Here is an 18,788-nt window from a genome sequence, read left to right as displayed (position 1 = left end):
TCTAATCAAACTTATTCTACAATAAAATCACTTCCTTTTATATCAAAATCTTTCTCAACGAGTGGAAGTTTTTCTGAATGGGTTGGGGTAGGAGAGCTTCCTCCAATGAATATCTTTCTTTTTCCCGCACTAACTTTTAATATGCCAGCATCATCTACTAAACCGAGCTCTCTTGGCGATAGGTTGAATTCTACAGTTTTAGATTCTCCAGCTTTGAGTGATACCCTATTGAAGCCTTTTAAAGCATATAAAGGTTTCTGTCCTTTCGTATCAGGGTAAGATATATAGAGCTGTACGACCTCTTCTCCTTCTACTTTTCCTGTGTTCTTAATGCTGACAGATACTTTAGCATTGTTTCCGGTATCTATTGTTGATGGTACTTGAATCGGTGAATATTCAAATTTAGTATAACTCAAACCATATCCAAACGGATACAAAACTTCTCCGTTGAAATATCTATATGTCCTGTTTTTCATTTCATATGAATTGAAGGCAGGCAAATCACTATCTTTTGCATAGAATGTAACAGGAAGCTTTCCTGAAGGATTATAGTCTCCAAATAGTACATCTGCAATAGCTGTGCCTGCATCCTGGCCACCATACCATGCGTTGATAATGGCTGGAATGTTTTGTGATTCCCATTCTGTTGCAATTGCACTACCTGTCATCATTACAAACACTGTAGGAATTTTTTCAGCAACAAGAGCTTTCATAAAATCTGTTTGTATTTTAGGTAGCTTGATAGAAGTTCTGTCACCCCCGGTAAAGCCTTCAATTTTAACAGGCATTTCTTCTCCTTCTAACTCGGGAGTGATTCCACCTACAAAAATAACTATATCTATACCTTTAAGACGTTTTAATAATGCAGAAACTTCTTCTTGACTGTTTGCTGAAGGAGTAACAAAGTCTATTCCTTTTTCATAAATAACTTCTGCCCCTTTCAATTTTTGTTTTATAGCTTCGTATGGCGTTACTATCTCCGTTGGGAAACCATTATAATTACCCAAAACAGAAACTTCATTATTTGCGTTAGGGCCTACAACTGCGACTTTCTTTAGCTTTTTACTTAGAGGTAATGTATTGTTCTCATTTTTTAGAAGTATAATAGATTCCCTTGTTATTTTCAATGCTAAATCTTTATGTTTCTGAGATTCAAGAACAGATGTCGATATCTGAGAGTATTTAACATTTTCGGCAGGATCAAACATGCCTAGCCTGAATCTTATCGTAAACAAGCGTTTAAGAGATATATCTATTTGCTTTTCTGTAATTATACCGGTCTTTACAGCATCTACAAGAGCCTTATAAGCTTCGTTACCACAATCTATATCCGTTCCGTTGTATACAGCATCAGCTGCTGCATATTTGGCATCAGGGTGCGTTTTGTGATGTTGATAGAAATCGTCAATTGCACCACAATCCGATGTTACATAGCCCGTGAAGTTCCATTTCTCGCGTAGTATCTCTTGCATCAGAAAATTATTGCCACAGCAAGGTTCTCCATTATATGCATTGTATGCACACATTACTCCTGCAACTTTTGCATCCACTACTAAATTCCGAAATGCAGGAAGGTAAGTATCCCATAAATCATAGTCAGTAACAAATGTATTGAATGTATGACGCGTATTTTCGGGGCCGCTATGTACAGCATAATGTTTGGCACAAGCAGCAGCTTTTAGATATTTGGTATCGTCTCCTTGCAATCCGGCAACAAAGGATTTTCCTAATACTCCGGTTAAGAAGGGGTCTTCGCCATAAGTCTCTTGTCCACGTCCCCAACGAGGATCTCTGAATATGTTAATATTAGGAGTCCAATATGTTAATCCGTAATATATTTCTCTATTGCCTTTTGATGTGGCATCGTTATATATTGCACGTCCTTCGTCTGATATAGCAGAAGCAACCTCTTTCATCAACTCTTTATTCCAAGCTGCGGCCATACCTATAGCCTGCGGAAAAACTGTTACTTTATAATCTGTTCTGCCTATTCCATGCAGACATTCGTTCCACCAATTGTATGCCGGAATATTGAGCCGCTCTATTGCAGGTGTATTATTTAACATCTGGGCAACCTTCTCTTCTAATGTTAATTTTGACACTAAGTCGTTGACTCGTTCATCAATAGAGAGGTTGGTGTTTTGGAAAGGGTAATTTTGTCCAAGCAGTGAAAAACAGGATAAAACATAGATAGAAAGGATCAGCGTTAACTTCAGTTTTTTCATGATTTCTTTTTGATTCTGAATTATAAAATATACACAAAGCCTCTGATAATGAGTCGAGAGGCTTTGTAAATATATAATTTATTATTCATTAATCAAAGAGAAAAGCTCTTCGGCTGCCTCACGCGGGCCATCTTTTGCTTTACCTTCAATTGCCAGAGACGTGTGTATTTCACCGATTTTAACTCCGGCTTTTTTCATATCACTAAAATATGAGCGTACAAGCTTTTCGGTCGCTTTTCGTTCTTGAACCGGTCCAAATGGATTTGCAAAATAAGATTTTACAAGTCCTTTTTCTGTTGTCGTTCCTTTTGCTTTACGTGCTCCATCTTCAAATATTGGAATAGCTTTATCCAAATCGTTATACAAGAGGATTTTCTTTTCGGCCTCATTGTAATTATTGGCATATAGGAAATAATCTATCGGATATCCTCTGGATATAATTTCATATGTCGATATCGGAATTGTAACACGAGCATTTACTCTATCCATATTGGTATAAACACCTCTATCCAATTGAGCGAAGGCATAAGCCGGATCGAGATCATCTACCCTTACAAAGGCTCCAATCTCGGTTCCATATGCTTTGATAGTACCATCTTCTTCTTTCTTAAGATAACCCATATCATCAAAAATGACACGCATATGACGGATATAGTTTTCATTTAAAGTTCTGAAAGCCTCAAGACTTTCAGATTTACCCGCACCACTATCACCCATGATGATTATATTGGATTCTTTTCCATTACGAAGAACAATGTTCACCATAGCGCCGTGTATAGGTAGTCTTTCATTCTCAATTTGCTTCACATTATGCAATGTAAGAAGCATTTTCTTCATATATCCGAAATAATCTATATCGTCGCAATAGTTTGCATATCCAATCAATATATCATTCTTTTTATCTTTGTAATAGAAGGTACGTTTCTCTTCATGACCATCAGGATAACCGAATATGTAGATCATATCTGGTTTTTTTCCTATATATTCATTTTCTGTCGCTATTTCAAAAAGATTAGAGAGCCCTACACCATGTACCATAAAATCTTTATGGAAATAAACGAAGGTTAGCATGTTACCCACTTTAGCCGGAAATACGAACCAGTCGTCTTCGTTTAACACAAGATTTTCAATCGGATTTTGTTGATGCTCTTGGAAAATGCCATCACGTGTATTTCTCTTAGTATAAGAAATATATGGAGGATGGAATACTACTGTACTAATAAAAGGTATTGATGTTAACCCTTTATATTCGATCGGACAATTCCAGTTTACATCGTTTAATGTCAGACCGGCATTAGCTCCGGCTATAGATTGACGAAAAATACGGGATTCCCTTCCTACCACTGTTGTTTGTATTCTACGACCTGTTGATAATATGAGATCGTTAAACATATCATTGGCCTGAATAAAACGAACATTTTGCAGGCCTTCACCCAACCTGTTATTTCTTACGATTGTATATCTCTCAAGTCTTTTCCAATATTCAAAAAGCAATTCTGTAACTTCTATAAATAAGTCTTTATCTTCAAAGAATTTTGAATACTTGTTATCTACAGCTACAACTTCTTCAATTTCAAATACAGTAAGCAGTTTAAATACTTCGATAAAAGCATCTACAAGATTGTCTTCTGAGCCAAAATGTTCAATATAATAATCGAAAATCACAACCTCTTCTTTCTTAAGAAATTGTTTTATAAAAGAATCAACTACTCGTCGAAAACCATAGCTATTAAGAAGTTTTTGCTTTGTGTCGCAATATTTTAATGTAAAATTGATCATTGCTCTTCCTCTGGAAAGCGTAAATTCATGTAGCATAATGTTTTATATATGGTTAAATTAATACAAAAAGAGAGTGTTTCTTGATACGAAACAAACAAAGATAAAGATTAAATTTAAGTTTTTAGTTAATATGATAAGGTAGATATGGTTTATGTATGTTAAATAATCTTTTGATACGGTATACATCTGTGTCGCATTTTTAAACATAATCTCAATCGGGTTGTTCTATATAAAGTAACATGATTGATTATTCATAATCTAAATACAAAACTTATATATTATGGCTAATTCAAAAATTAGAAACATTTTAGGCGATCAAAGTGAGTTTCTTCTTGGGCATGTAAGCAAGACAGTTGACAAATCTCTTATACATGCGCCAAGTCCAAATGCGATAGATAATGTTTGGATAGATTCGGATCGTAACATCCCTACATTAAACAGTTTGCAAAGACTATTTAGTCATGGGAGGCTTGCTAATACCGGTTATTTGTCTATTTTGCCGGTAGATCAGGATATTGAACATACGGCAGGGGCTTCATTTGCTCCAAATCCTATTTATTTTGATTCAGAGAATATAGTAAAACTTGCTATAGAATCGGGATGTAGTGCTGTGGCTTCTACCTATGGGGTATTAGGGTCAGTAGCCCGAAAATATGCGCATAAGATACCGTTTGTGGTAAAAATTAATCATAATGAACTGCTAACATACCCCAATACATACGACCAAGTGCTTTTTGGTACTATAAAAGAAGCATGGAATATGGGAGCTACAGCTGTAGGCGCGACAATATACTTTGGTTCGGAAGAAAGCCGCAGACAAATAGTAGATATTTCCAAAGCCTTTGAGTATGCACACGAATTGGGTATGGCAACCATCCTTTGGTGCTATCTTAGAAATAACTCTTTCAAGAAAGATGGAGTCGATTATCACAGTGCTGCAGATTTATCTTCTCAGGCTAACCATATAGGAGTTACGATAAAAGCAGATATAGTTAAGCAAAAACTACCAACGAATAACGGTGGATTCAAAGCTATTAACTTTGCGAAGTGGGACGAACGTATGTATACCGAATTGTCTAGCGATCATCCTATCGATTTATGCCGTTATCAAGTTATAAATGGCTACATGGGACGCGTTGGTCTAATTAACTCCGGTGGTGAATCGCATGGAGCGTCAGACCTTAAAGATGCAGTCTATACAGCAGTAGTTAATAAGCGAGCAGGGGGTATGGGCTTAATTTGTGGTCGTAAAGCTTTTCAGCGTCCAATGAAAGAAGGTATTGAATTGATAAATACAATACAAGATGTATACTTGGATAAAGAAATAACTTTAGCGTGAGCTAAAATCTAGTGTTTTTTATTATAGTTGCTAAGCAGCCCTTGTGTATATAAAGCACAGGGCTTCTTTTTTAGAAGAATAGATTAAAAATAAAGACCATTCTTAAAACATAGAATGGTCTTTATTTATTTTTATTTCTTCGTATCTTCCTTTTCGTTCTTGTCTTCATCTTCTATAGGATGCGCAAGAGGGATGGTAATTCCGGCTTTCTCTGCATCGCCTTTCAGATACGAAGGAAGATTCATTCCGGCCATCTTGAATAAATCATTGAGTGGAGGAACAGACTTCATAAGACCTGAAACAAAATTAGCTGTAGTTGTTTGACCATTGCTATTGTTACCTGACGAATCCCAAACAGTAATCTTGTCAATTTTAAGATTCTTAATAGCTTCAACCTGAGTTTTCACCAGTTCAGGAAGCTTTTCTATCAGCAGCAACTGATATGCTGCTACAGGATCACCTCCGGCTGCATTTACAACACCTTTATAACCTTCCGCTTGTTTAGATAGTATTTCATACAATCCTCGAGCTTCTGCATCCATTTTGGCAAATATAGCATCTGCCTCACCTCGAGCTTGTTCTCTCAACTGTTCAGCTTTTGCTTGAGCTTCAATAATGATTTTTTGTTTCTCTATCTCAGCAGGAATTACAACGTTAGCTATTTGAGTAGAACGTTCTCTTTCAGAACGAGCCAACTCAGCTCTTTGTTCTGCCTGATATGCTTCTTCCAAAGCTTTTGCTTCTTGTACTTTCTCCGACGAAACAGCAAGTCTCAAGGCTTCTGCTTCCTTTTCACGACGAAGAGCATCAGAGCCTGCAATTTCTATTTTTGCAATATTCTCTCCTTTTACTGCTACAGCATTTGCTTCAGCCGTTTTTACACGAGTATCTCTCGTTGCTTCAGCTTTACCAATCGACTCATCTCTGAATGCTCCGGCAATGCTAACCTCTTTGTCCTTCTGAGCTATAGCTATCTGCACATCTCTATCCCGATGTGTTTCGGCTATTTGTACATCACGAAGTCTATCGGCTACAGCCTTTCCTGTTTCACCCATTTTTTCTTGTTCAGCTACACTCACTTTCGCCTCATTGATGGCTTTAGCAGCAGCTTCTTTCCCTAGAGCTTCTATATACCCTGATTCATCATTGATATCAGTTACGTTTACGTTGATTAACTTAAGACCAATTTTACGTAATTCGGTATCTACATTTTTAGAAATATTATCCAGAAATTTATCACGATCCGAATTGATTTCTTCAATCATCATTGTGGCAATAACCAAACGAAGCTGACCGAATAATATATCTTTCGCCAATTCTTGTATCTGCGAAGTGGTCAAGCCTAATAATCTCTCTGCCGCATTATTCATATTCTCCTTCTCTGTAGAAATCGCAATAGTAAATCGACATGGTACATCGACTCTAATGTTCTGTTTACTCAATGCACTAGTCAGATTGGCCTCGATAGATATCGGTTTCAAATCTAAATAAGCAAAATCTTGTACTACCGGCCAGATAAAAGCACCTCCACCGTGTATACATTTGGCTGAAGCTCCTCCTGTTTTGCCATATACAACTAATATTTTGTCCGATGGACAACGCTTGTACCTAGATACCATTGTCATAATGAGGACAAATATTACAATTATAGCCACTACAAAAAGAACTCCTGTTCCTTCAAATAATCCTTCCATAATAAGAGTTTTATTTTAAAATTTATTGTATTTGTTCAATCAAAGAATAGTTGTTAGAGTGTTAAAGGAGTAACAATTAATATATCTCCTTCTATACCTACAACCTTCACTAATGAGCCGTTTTTGATTTCATCAACGCTGTTGGTGATAGCTGAAAGTTCATGAGTAGACCCCCTAACACTAATAAAGACCTTACCTTTACCTGTTTTTGCAGCAGGAATAGAAAGATAAACATCTGCGGTTTTTCCTATTGTATCTTCTATTTTAAAGCTATTATCTTCTGATAGCTTTAGTAACGCTCGCATAATAAAGAAAAAGAATGCAATGAAGAGTACTCCTACCAGAAACGCGACAATAGCTAAAAGAATATTGTTTTCTATAACATTGTAAAGTGATACTCCAGCCCATCCAAATCCTAGAAGAAAATTAATTAGATTTCGAAGAGAAAAAAGCTGAAAAGGAGAATCTCCGCCATCTAGATTTCCATCAAAATCTGCATCAACACCTGTATCCGCATCGGCTCCAACAAAGGTCATTATTGTTTGTATAATAAATATTACACTCGCTCCGATGGCTATATACCAATAAAACTGTTGAGTGCCATCCATATTAGCAAAAAACTCTTTCATTATAGGTTTTAGTTAATGGTGTTAATTATATTTAAGCTTTATACAAATATATAATTTTTTCGCTAGAGAATTGACACTAAAGGCATGTTTTTAAAATAAAAATTCCGTGAAACGTAAGATAATTTCACGGAATCTGATAACACTTGATTCTACATTAAACTCAATTATTCCAAATCTATAGGTTTTCCTTGGTAGAAATCTAATATTTTACTTCTAAAAAGGAAATCATACTTCGCTTGAATCTGTTCTGATCTACTTGTCAATAATTTAGTTTTCGCTTCATTAAATTCAAAAACAGTAGATTTTCCTATTTCGTATCTTTCCTGTGCATACTTGAAAGACTCTTCCGCTGCATCGTATGCCTTATCTGTAGAGCCGTATTTAGCCTGAGCTGCGACAGCACTCTGATATGCTTGTTGTATTTCCTTGTATAGAGCAAGTTTTACATTGTCTAAAGCTAGAGTTTGGTTTTCTATGCTTAATCGCGCGCTACGCACTTGATTACGTGTTTGGAAGCGATTGAAGATCGGGATATTCAGTGAGAATCCTATATATTTAGTCTGATTTTGACTAAGTTGTTTAGATATGCTTTCCTGATCCACCCCTTTTTTATAAATACGATCAAATCCGGTACCATAGCGCATAGTCATATCTAAAGTAGGATAGTATCCTGACTGAGCAACCTTTAATAATTTTTGAGAGCTTCCTAGCTTATATTGAGCCTCTTTAACATGGGGTTTTGTTTCTAATGCCATAGTGTAAACCTGATCGGGTGGTATTATACTAGAAATATTATCATATACAACATCTCCTAAATTAGGTTCTTCTATATCAAAATCTTTAGTTGTTGGCAAATTTAGTGATTGTGACAGATTTAGCAGAGATAAATCAAGGTCGTTATTTGCCATAGTCACATTTAGTTCATCTTTAGCTAACTGCGCTTTGATATCATACAATTGTGATGACGGAACCTTTCCAGCTTCAAGTAACAACTGTGTGCGTTCTACTTGCTGAGAACTATAAGATACTTGGTCTTTATATGCCTTTAGAATCTCTTTTTTGAAAAGAACATCTAGGTATAATGATACTACTTGTAGTTCAAGATTTTCTTTTGCTTTTTTCAATCCTTCAACAGCAGCTTGCAAATTCAATTCATCCGATTTGATTTGATTTGGAATACGGAATCCTGTAAATAGAGGAACAGATGTTGATATACCAAAGCTGGTAGAGCCTGTATTTCCTGTCCCTACTGCATTTGTTGTGGTTCTGATAGAACGACCAAAGTTAAAATCTTGTCCAATATTTCCGTTTAAATTTGGAAGGCGACTATTCTTTGATGTGCTCAAATCTATTTCTGCACTTTTTACATTCAGAGATTGTTGTCGAAGGTCAATATTATTCTCTACTGCATAATCAACACACTGTTTCAATGTCCACTTCCCGGTTCCTTGAGAAAAAAGTGGAGTTTTTACTTCTACAGGTTCTGCCGAATGTTCTTCTGATATTTTAGTTGAATCTGCCGTCTCATCTAAGGTCTTTTCAGAACGAGAATCAGCCTTTTCTACATATGTCCTTTTTCTTACCGTTTGTGCTTGTATTGTAAAACAGAAACTTAATAGGACACAGAGTGTTATTGTTTTTTTCATAATTGTATACATTATCCTATCGGTCTATTTTTGAGCTGTTTTTTTAGATTTATCTGAAATTTCGTTTCCTCTGATTTTATCACCCTTCTTCAACCCGGATTTTACTTCTACTTTTATTCCGTCAGATAATCCTGTAGTAATTAGTTTTTTATCAAATAATTGTTCTATAGAATCTTTTAGAACATAGACATACGCAGAGTCATTACTGAATGTTATTGTACTTTCCGGTATAGATAATACTTTCTCAGCCTTAGATAATACGATTTCAGCATTTGCGCTGTATCCGGCACGAATAAGTACTGTATCAGGTATACGAGCAGCAGCTTTTATTTCAAACAAAATGGCTCCGTTTTCTTCAACTCCTTTTGGTGCAATATATTCCAGAACAGCATCAAATTTTTTGTTTTCTATAGCACCTACAGATAGTTTCATTGGCATACCTGTATGTATACGTCCGACTTCGGTTTCGTCTACTTTTCCAATAAAGATCATATCGTTCATGTTGGCTACACTAGCTATAGTAGTACCATCATTAAATGTATTCGCCTGAATAACAGAGTTTCCGACTTTAATAGGAACATCTAGTATCATACCAGTAATAGTAGATCTGATCTGAGTATTACTGTATTGTGCTGTTTTTTTAGAAATCCCATTTTTTACAATATCCAGATTATCTTTAGAGTTATCGAGCTCTTCTACAGCTTTTTTGTAGTCTGCCTCCGATTTATCCATTTCCTCCTTGGCTATTACTCCTTTACCAAAAAGTTGTTTCTGTCTGTCGTATTCCGCTTTTATCTGATTCAGATTGATGCGAGCAACATTAACTCTCGATTCTGCACTATTCAACTGAGAAACCTCTGGTATTACTTTTACCGTAGCGATAATTTCCCCTTCTTTTACAAAATCACCGGCTTCTTTCAGCACCTCCGATACAATCCCGGAAATTTGAGGTTTGATAAGAATTTCATCACGTGGAGATACTTTACCTGTTGCTACAGTGGTGTTTTCTATATCTCCCGATTCTACAGTTGATATTTCATAAACAATCTTCTTCGGTTGTGATTTTCTAAAAAGAAAATATAATGTACCAATGAAAATTAATCCGATAAGTACTAGTCCAATAATTTTTAAAGCTTTCATATTATTTAATTTTCTATTTTTTATTCTTTACAGTAAATTATTCTTCTCTGATAGCATCGATTGCTTTTATGCGTAGAGCTCTCATTGCAGGCATCAATCCCGAAAGTATACCCGATACGATCAATACTCCTAATGCAGCTATTGCTGTCCAGAATGAAACTAGCGGTGGTATGAGAAATACGTCATCACTTATATTTTTGCTCATGACGTAGCTGATGATTTCTATGAGTGCTATTCCTGCAAAGAAGCCTGCAAATCCGGCGATTGTTGTTAAAACAAAGCTTTCACTTAAAATTTGCTTCACTATTGTTATTGGCTTCGCTCCGATAGCACGTCGCACTCCAATTTCGCGGGTTCGTTCACGTACTGTTACCAGCATAATATTACTGATACCTATAATGCCGGATAACAAAGCTCCTATTCCCACAAACCATATAAGGAAATCAATACCTAAAAATAAGTTGTTGAAAATCTGAAACTGTTTTTCTATATTGAAGCTACCTACGGCTTTTTCATCGGTAGGAGATATGTCATGCGCTGTTTTTATTATCGCTGTAACCTCTTCTTCTACCACAGAGGCTGGATAACCCGGTTTAGCCGTACATGCCATAAAATATACTTTGTCTCCTTGGTTAAAGGCCTGTTGCATTGTAGAGAATGGAATAAAAACCGTTGATTCTACATCTCCGCCGATCGACATGTTCGACTTAGGACGAATCACTCCAATTACTTGAAAGTATATTCCATTTACTCTAATATATTGTCCTTCGGGATTTTCCCCCGGTTGAAATAATGTTTCATAAACCTCTCGTCCGATTACGCATACTTTGCGAGTGCCCGCTATATCCAATTCGTTGAATACCCGTCCCATGAGTATGTGCTGTTGTTCTATATTGAAATGATCGGGATATATACCTCTTGTTCCATACGATCCTGATTTTCGTCCACGTACAACATTTTTATCTCCGCTATTTCCAAAGAGTACAGGAGAAATATATTCCACAGATTGGGCTTTCTCTCTGATCAGCGTAACATCTTTTCTGTTCATCGACCAGAAACGTCCTTTACGGAATCCTTTATACGGTTCACTGGTAACATCTGTCCAAAAGAAGCAGGAGTTGGATGCAAATCCGCTTACGTTTTTCATGATACCTCCTTGAAAGCTATATCCGATACCTATAAGGATAATAAGCATAAAAATACCCCACGAAACGCCTATGCAAGTAAGAAAACTTCGAAGCTTATTTCGAGTAATCGTTACCCATATTTCTTGTAAATTGTCTAAATCAAACATGTTCTGGTTTTTTTATTATTCGGCTCTCATCGCTTCTATTGGACTCACTTTTGTCGCTTTCAGGGCAGGTATAAGACCTGCAATTGTTCCTGCAACAATCAGAACCACTGTTGCCCATATTACAGTGGATAAATCTACTGTAGGATCTTTGAATATTGAAGGACCATCCGATGGTGCGTTTGCCATAATTGTACTAATCCCTTCTGTTATTCCAACCCCAATGACTATACCAATATAGCCGGCTACGGTAGTGATCAGTATAGATTCAAAGATAATGAGTTTGAGTACAGAGAAAGGAGTAGCTCCTATTGCCTTTCGAATACCGATTTCTTTAGTTCGTTCTTTTACCGTTATAAGCATGATATTTCCTACACCAACAATTCCCGCTAATAATGAAGCAATTCCGATGACAATGATAAAAGCAGTGATAATAAAGAATATACTTTGTGCTTCCAGCATGTCTTCTGCCGTATTGCGAACATACAATGCAGATCTGTCGGCCGGGTCAAAATTATGGAGTGTTCCCATTCGTTGGCGGAGCCTTTCTACAAATTTTTCGTTTGCTTCTTTGGTTGGCAATCCGACTACGGTAAAATCAATCCTGCGAAAACCATAACCTTTGTTATATAGCATCTGGGCTGTTGTGAAAGGAATATAGCCCGGAGGGTTGTTGTCATAGATATCTTCATTATCATAAACTCCAATCACCTGATAAGCTATATTATTATCAGCAATCACATATTGGTCTATCGGATCTTTATCTTTAAATAATACCTTTTTCATATCGGGGCTGAGAACTATCACTTTGCGGCGATTGTCAACATCCATTTTATTGAGAAATCGCCCATTTCCATTCGCAACTTTCAGATTATTGATAATAGAAGCATCCTGTGACACGCCGTCTATATCCCACGAACCATACTCTTTTTCATAAGATAGAGTTACTCTTTGGCTCAACCGAACCGAGACATATTCTACCTCCGGTATCTTATTTCGTATTAGATCATAATCTTTTTGATCAAATTTTATTTGTCTATTCGTCGGAAGGCCCTTGTAAGCCATTGAAGTCCATCCGGGCCACAATGTAACAGAGTTTTGTGCCCTGCGTGAAAAGTTTGAAGTAACACCATTTTTCAACCCATTACCTGCAGCCAATAAGATTATAAGCATAAAAATACCCCATGCTACAGCAAAACTGGTCAAAAAAGTGCGTAACTTATTTTTGCCGATTGTAGAAAATATTTCGCGTATAGAATCAAAATCAAACATAAGTAATCCGGGTTTACATTGCTATTATTGGGTTCTCATTTACTTCTATCGAACCTATAATTCCATCCTTTATATGGATAACTCGATCTGTAGCATCAGCCACAGATTGCTCATGGGTTACAATAAGCATGGTTATACCGTCGTCGTTATTGATCTGTCGAAGTAATTGCATTACATCTCTTGAGGTCTTACTATCCAAGGCTCCTGTAGGTTCATCTGCCAGTATTATCTGGGGTTGGGCTATTAGAGCCCGGGCAATTGCGACACGCTGTTTTTGTCCTCCTGAGAGTTCATTAGGCATATGGCTCGCATGTGACGCTAGTCCCATCTTATCCAGATATTCCATAGCTATACTATTACGTTTTTTTCGAGAAACTCCCTGATAATATAGCGGTAACGCTACGTTTTCTACAGCATTTTTGAATGTAATCAGGTTGAAGGACTGGAATATAAAACCAATCTTCTTATTTCTCAACTCAGCTGCTTGGGTTTCACTCAAATTTTTGATTAGGACATTATCTAAATAATATTCACCGGTATCATAGGTGTCTAGAATGCCGAGAATATTAAGCAAGGTGGATTTCCCGGAACCGGAAGCTCCCATTATAGAGACTAACTCACCTCTTTCCACATCCATATTAATCCCTTTCAATACATGTAAAGGTGATTTTCCCCAATAAGTTTTGTTTAAACTATTTATTCTTATCACGTTCGCTGTTGTTTATTATATTTGAAGAACCTACTGCCACACAGAATTAACTTTTGATAAAGTTTCACGACATTGTATCTAGAAACATTTACTATATATGTCGTTAAAAATTAAAAAAGGTTACACCTTTTTGATATTTTAACATTAAAAAAATATATAATTCTGTAATTAGATGATATAAAGATGAATAATTAAATTTAGAAAATACAACTTTTGCTTATAAATTTATGTTTTTGATATGCTTAGGGAGCCTTGTATTGCTAATTTTTTTCAGAAGAAAGCATATTTGAAATAAATCATAGAATCATATATTAAATAGAAAGATAGCAGGCATGGTATGCGATAAAATTGGAGTATTTTCATCTTTTGAAAAATCTAGAATATTATTCATATACATTTTGTCAATAGAAAAATATTATTTTTCTTTGCAAATATTTTCCAATAGCAAATATTTTAATGGAGTCAATTTGTAAACTAAAAAACATATATAAGTCTCTTTATACTTTTGAGAAAGAGTTTGCCGAAAAGAATAATATAACCATTAACGAAGGGATGGTTTTATGTTGCATGAAGGATGAGAAGCCAAGAACAGCAAATGAGATTTGTGAATTTGTGGGGTTGTCTAATTCCAGAGTATCACGTATAATAAATACTGTAGAAACAAAAGGGTATATATTGCGAGAAATGGGTTCAATAGATAAAAGACAAATGATCTTTTCCTTGACAGAGGAAGGGAGAAAGAAAATAAAAGAAATGATGAAACATGAAATTAATTTATCTGCATTGATAAAAGAACTGGTAGAAATATCAGCATAATTTTTTAATCACATAATTGCTAATAACAAATATTTATAATATAAATTATGAAAATACTTATAATTGGAGGTGTGGCAGGTGGTGCAACAGCAGCTGCACGACTCAGAAGAATGGACGAAAATGCTCAGATTATACTCTTCGAAAGAGGAGAGTACGTATCGTATGCCAACTGTGGACTTCCTTATTATATTGGCGGTACAATTAGTGAACGAGACAGGTTGTTTGTACAAACAGTAGATGGTTTTATCAATCGTTTTAATATAGATATCCGTGTAAGATCCGAAGTGACAAGTTTCGACCTGAAAGATAAAACAGTAAAAGTCCATGATATTGCCGCCAATAGAGATTATACAGAAAGTTATGACAAACTAATAATATCTACAGGAGCAGAACCTATCAAACCTCCAATGCCGGGCATAGAAGACAGTCGTATATTCTCCTTAAGGAATGTGCCTGATATGGATAAAATAAAAAGCTACATAAACCAACATAAGCCCCAAAGGGCTGTGGTAATAGGCGGTGGTTTTATAGGCTTGGAAATGGTAGAAAATCTACATGATGCAGGATTAGATATAACGTTGATTGAAAAGAGTAACCAAGTAATGGCTCCAATCGATTTTTCTATGGCTTCTATTGTACACCGGCACCTTATTCAAAAAAATGTATCTCTTTTGCTCGAGGAGGGTGTTGCACAGTTCGAATCAATTGAGGATGGTATAAACGTCGTATTGGAAAGTGGAGGAAGTGTTACTGCAGATATGGTTATATTAAGCATCGGAGTTCGTCCCGAAGTAAAATTGGCTAAAGACGCAGGCTTGCAACTTGGCTCTATGGGAGGCATCAAAGTTGATGACTATATGCAGACGTCAGATAGTAGCGTATATGCTCTAGGTGACGCTACTGAAGTGTTTAATCCGATTATTAATAAACATACTTTAATTCCACTAGCCGGACCGGCAAATAAACAAGCTCGTATAGTAGCCGATAATATTTTAGAAGGGAATAAGTATATATATAAGGGTACTATAGGAACTTCTATAGCTAAGGTCTTTGATCTGACTGTCGCAGCAGCAGGAGCTTCTTCAAAATTACTAAACAGAGAGAAGATAGAGCATATATCATCATATACGCACGGAAGTTCCCATGCTGGCTATTATCCAGAAGCACTACCATTATCTATCAAAATAATTTTTTCTCCTGAAGATGGCAGATTGTTGGGAGCTCAAGTGGTCGGTTATGATGGGGTTGATAAACGTATTGACCTATTTGCACAGGTAATAAAAAATGGAGGTACAATTTATGATCTTCAGGAGATAGAACACGCTTATGCTCCCCCATACTCGTCAGCCAAAGACCCGGTAAATATGGCCGGATTTGTAGCAGAAAATATTTTAAAAAGGAAAGTAAATATTATACAATGGCGTGACATCCTCAACGTAGATAAAGCAGAAGCTATGATCATAGATTCACGTACAAAAGAAGAATATGATTTTGGACATATCGAAGGTGCAATTAATATACCAGTCGATGAGATTAGAAGTCGTCTAAATGAAATGCCGAGAGATAAAAAGATTATAGTTTATTGCGCTGTTGGATTACGTGGGTATATTGCCTCGCGGATTCTTATGCAATCTGGCTATACCAACGTTTATAATCTATCGGGAGGATATCGAACTTACTCTTGTGCTATTGCTGATAATATAACGAGTGAAGGTCTCTGTGATACACTTATTAAAGATGATGGAGAGATGGAGAATAAAGAAAGTGCAATGATTAAAACAATCAAAATAGATGCTTGTGGATTACAATGTCCTGGTCCGATCATGCAATTGAAGAAGAATTACGATGAAATAAATCTAGGCGACCGTCTCGAAATCAGCGTTACAGATCAGGCTTTTGGTGAAGACTTAAATGGCTGGTGCCGTATGGTTGGCGCAAAACTAGTAAGTATGAATAACTCGGGTGGGGTAATAACTGCTATTGTAGAAAAGATAGCAAAAGAAGATGCTTCTTGCACCAAATCAGCTATCGCTAGAGATAATAAAACGCTGATAGTATTTAGTGACGATTTAGATAGAGCTTTAGCTTCATTTGTGATAGCGAATGGTGCTGCAGCTACAGGAAAGAAAGTAAGTATCTTCTTTACTTTCTGGGGTCTGAATGTAATAAAAAAGGAGAAAAAGCCTACTGTAAGAAAAGACTTTATGGGAAAAATGTTTGGCATGATGTTGCCATCTAGCAGCAAAAAACTAGGCCTATCTCAAATGAATATGGGAGGAATCGGTAGTAAAATGATGCGTAGTATCATGAAAAATAAAAACGTAGATAGCCTTGAAAGCCTTATGCAACAGGCTTTAGATAATGGTGTCGAATTTATTGCATGTTCCATGTCGATGGATGTAATGGGTATAAAAAAAGAGGAATTAATCGATAATATTACGATTGGTGGTGTTGCCGCTTATCTCGATAGAGCAGAAAATGCGAATGTAAATCTATTCATTTAATATTTTTAGATATATAAGACAGAACCCTAAATGCTCTTCTCTCACCTGATCTATTTATTCTGGTGAGAGAGGAGTTCTTTTTATGTTTTTGCACCTATACAAAAAGAAAGTAGATATAATATCCTTAAATTTAAAATAATAAATTTCATAGATTTAGATTCCTTCTAAGATAATTTGCAGGGGCTTTATTCTTTGTTCAATAATTATTTTTATTTGTTTAGTATGATATATTTATATAAGTTTGTGCCTTGAGACTATAAATATATTTTTTCTTTAACATTGACTTTACATACATTACTAATGTTTTGCCTGGATAACATTTAGTAATCAGATAAAATAATGGGGTCTATACTAAATAGATTAGAATCAGAACAAACAACAAAACTACTGAGAGAATATTCCATTTCGGCTATTATCGGTTCCTTAGTTGTTGCCATCTACAATATTGTGGATAGTATCTATATTGGACATGGTCCTAATTTAGGAGATCATGCCATTGGTGGGCTAGGACTCGTTTTTCCTATAATGACATTCTTTACTGCATTAGGAGCATTCGTCGGTACAGGTGCTGCCACTCGTGTTGCTATTTATATGGGTGAAGATTGCAAAGATAAGATGGATAAAGCACTAGGTAATGCTCTGGTTTTGATAATACTATTAACAGGATTCTTCGTTCTTTTGACCTATATCTTTATCGATCCACTATTACATATAATCGGAGCAACACAAGACACTTATCATTTTGCTCGCGAGTTTTTAATCTATTATCTACCGTGTTGTATCTTTCTTAATTTAGGGTTCGTATTGAGCAGTGTTATGCGTGCTTCGGGTTATCCTCAAAAAGCAATGTATATTATGCTGCTTGGTGTTATTCTAAATATTATCCTTGCACCTATTTTCATTTTTATATTCGAATGGGGTATGAGAGGTGCTGCAATTGCCACTTCAATAGCAGCGTTTATCTCCTTCGTTATCTTTATGATTCATTTTCTTGAAAGAAATAACACATTAACACTACATAAGCATAAGTTAAATCTAGATAAAAAAATTGTATGGGCTATAATGAGTATTGGTGTCTCTCCATTTCTTATGCAAGTAGCAGCTTCCATTGTTGTCTTTTTTATAAATAACAGATTAAGTACTTATGGAGACAGCATTGCCATAGAAGCGTATGCAATAGCCAATAGATTAAATCTTATTATTGTACTTATTATTGTTGGTTTGACACAGGGGATGCAACCTATAGTTGGGTACAATTATGGAGCTAACAAGATAGAAAGAGTTATATCTACAGTAAATCAGTCCATAAAAGCCGGCGTCGGTATCGGATTTCTCGGTTTGATAGGTGGATTATTCTTTTCAGATATTGCAGTCAGTCCATTTAACCCTACTCCTGCATTGGCGAGTAAAGCTTCCGGAGTTTTAAAAATAATAACGATTGTATTACCTCTTAGTGGGTTACAAATGGTCATTTCTAATTTTTTCCAATCTATAGGAATGCCCACGAAAGCAATCATGCTAAGCCTAACACGGCAATTTCTTTTTCTAGTACCGTTATTGTTTATTTTACCTCTTTTTTTTCAATTGGATGGGGTCTGGTTTTCAATACCATTAGCTGATGTTGCATCAACAATATTCGCTGTTATTATTTATATTGGGCAAATACATAAACTTAAAGAAAAATACACATATGCAATAGATTAGATAATAAAACAAGAAAGACAAACAAAACAAACTACAACTA

Annotated in this window: 13 protein-coding genes; 4 read left to right on the top strand and 9 right to left on the bottom strand. The window is 35.9% G+C overall.

Translation table 11 applies throughout. The features are described from left to right. Positions 1 to 11: 11 nt before the first annotated feature. Positions 12 to 2,225 carry a glycoside hydrolase family 3 C-terminal domain-containing protein gene (locus tag PKC55_RS11255; protein WP_291128989.1) on the bottom strand — a complete coding sequence of 738 codons (2,214 nt, stop codon included), beginning with the start codon at positions 2,223 to 2,225 and terminating at the stop codon, positions 12 to 14. Between the two features lie 81 nt (positions 2,226 to 2,306). Continuing rightward, a complete protein-coding gene (locus tag PKC55_RS11250; RefSeq protein WP_291128987.1) occupies positions 2,307 to 4,040 on the bottom strand; it encodes a phosphoenolpyruvate carboxykinase in 1,734 nt (577 codons plus the stop codon). Between the two features lie 244 nt (positions 4,041 to 4,284). Between PKC55_RS11250 and PKC55_RS11245 the strand changes: the two genes are divergently transcribed. Beyond that, on the top strand, positions 4,285 to 5,343 hold the full coding sequence (locus PKC55_RS11245; protein ID WP_283687317.1) for a class I fructose-bisphosphate aldolase: 1,059 nt from the start codon (positions 4,285 to 4,287) through the stop codon (positions 5,341 to 5,343). Between the two features lie 131 nt (positions 5,344 to 5,474). Here PKC55_RS11245 and PKC55_RS11240 read toward each other — a convergent pair whose 3' ends face one another. From PKC55_RS11240 to PKC55_RS11210, 7 genes are all read right to left on the bottom strand, one after another. Then, entirely contained in the window at positions 5,475 to 7,037 is a 1,563-nt protein-coding gene (locus tag PKC55_RS11240; RefSeq protein ID WP_291128983.1) for a flotillin family protein, read from the bottom strand. Between the two features lie 53 nt (positions 7,038 to 7,090). Continuing rightward, positions 7,091 to 7,666 carry an NfeD family protein gene (locus PKC55_RS11235; RefSeq protein WP_135106399.1) on the bottom strand — a complete coding sequence of 192 codons (576 nt, stop codon included), beginning with the start codon at positions 7,664 to 7,666 and terminating at the stop codon, positions 7,091 to 7,093. A gap of 164 nt (positions 7,667 to 7,830) precedes the next feature. Beyond that, positions 7,831 to 9,312: a TolC family protein gene (locus PKC55_RS11230; protein WP_291128980.1), complete on the bottom strand. Its 1,482-nt coding sequence runs from the start codon at positions 9,310 to 9,312 to the stop codon at positions 7,831 to 7,833. 24 nt (positions 9,313 to 9,336) lie between these two features. After that, positions 9,337 to 10,452, bottom strand: a complete 1,116-nt coding sequence (locus PKC55_RS11225) for an efflux RND transporter periplasmic adaptor subunit (protein ID WP_291128977.1) — start codon at positions 10,450 to 10,452, stop codon at positions 9,337 to 9,339. Positions 10,453 to 10,489: 37 nt separating this feature from the next. Continuing rightward, positions 10,490 to 11,746: an ABC transporter permease gene (locus PKC55_RS11220; protein ID WP_135106393.1), complete on the bottom strand. Its 1,257-nt coding sequence runs from the start codon at positions 11,744 to 11,746 to the stop codon at positions 10,490 to 10,492. Positions 11,747 to 11,761: 15 nt separating this feature from the next. Next, positions 11,762 to 13,015, bottom strand: a complete 1,254-nt coding sequence (locus PKC55_RS11215) for an ABC transporter permease (RefSeq protein ID WP_252637332.1) — start codon at positions 13,013 to 13,015, stop codon at positions 11,762 to 11,764. 13 nt (positions 13,016 to 13,028) lie between these two features. Continuing rightward, positions 13,029 to 13,724, bottom strand: coding sequence for an ABC transporter ATP-binding protein (locus PKC55_RS11210; RefSeq protein WP_135106389.1), 696 nt, complete (start codon positions 13,722 to 13,724; stop codon positions 13,029 to 13,031). 456 nt (positions 13,725 to 14,180) lie between these two features. Here PKC55_RS11210 and PKC55_RS11205 point away from each other — a divergent pair, with 456 nt between their 5' ends. The 3 genes from PKC55_RS11205 (at position 14,181) to PKC55_RS11195 (ending at position 18,748) form a co-directional block, all read left to right on the top strand. Further along, entirely contained in the window at positions 14,181 to 14,540 is a 360-nt protein-coding gene (locus tag PKC55_RS11205; protein ID WP_135106387.1) for a MarR family winged helix-turn-helix transcriptional regulator, read from the top strand. A 47-nt stretch (positions 14,541 to 14,587) separates the two neighbouring features. Continuing rightward, positions 14,588 to 17,044, top strand: coding sequence for a DsrE/DsrF/DrsH-like family protein (locus PKC55_RS11200; protein ID WP_324373056.1), 2,457 nt, complete (start codon positions 14,588 to 14,590; stop codon positions 17,042 to 17,044). 339 nt (positions 17,045 to 17,383) lie between these two features. Beyond that, entirely contained in the window at positions 17,384 to 18,748 is a 1,365-nt protein-coding gene (locus PKC55_RS11195; RefSeq protein ID WP_291130774.1) for an MATE family efflux transporter, read from the top strand. The last annotated feature ends 40 nt before the right edge of the window (positions 18,749 to 18,788 follow it).

Source organism: Dysgonomonas sp. (genome assembly GCF_035323175.1).
Lineage (GTDB): Bacteria > Bacteroidota > Bacteroidia > Bacteroidales > Dysgonomonadaceae > Dysgonomonas.
This window is presented reverse-complemented; position numbering and strand designations above follow the sequence as displayed.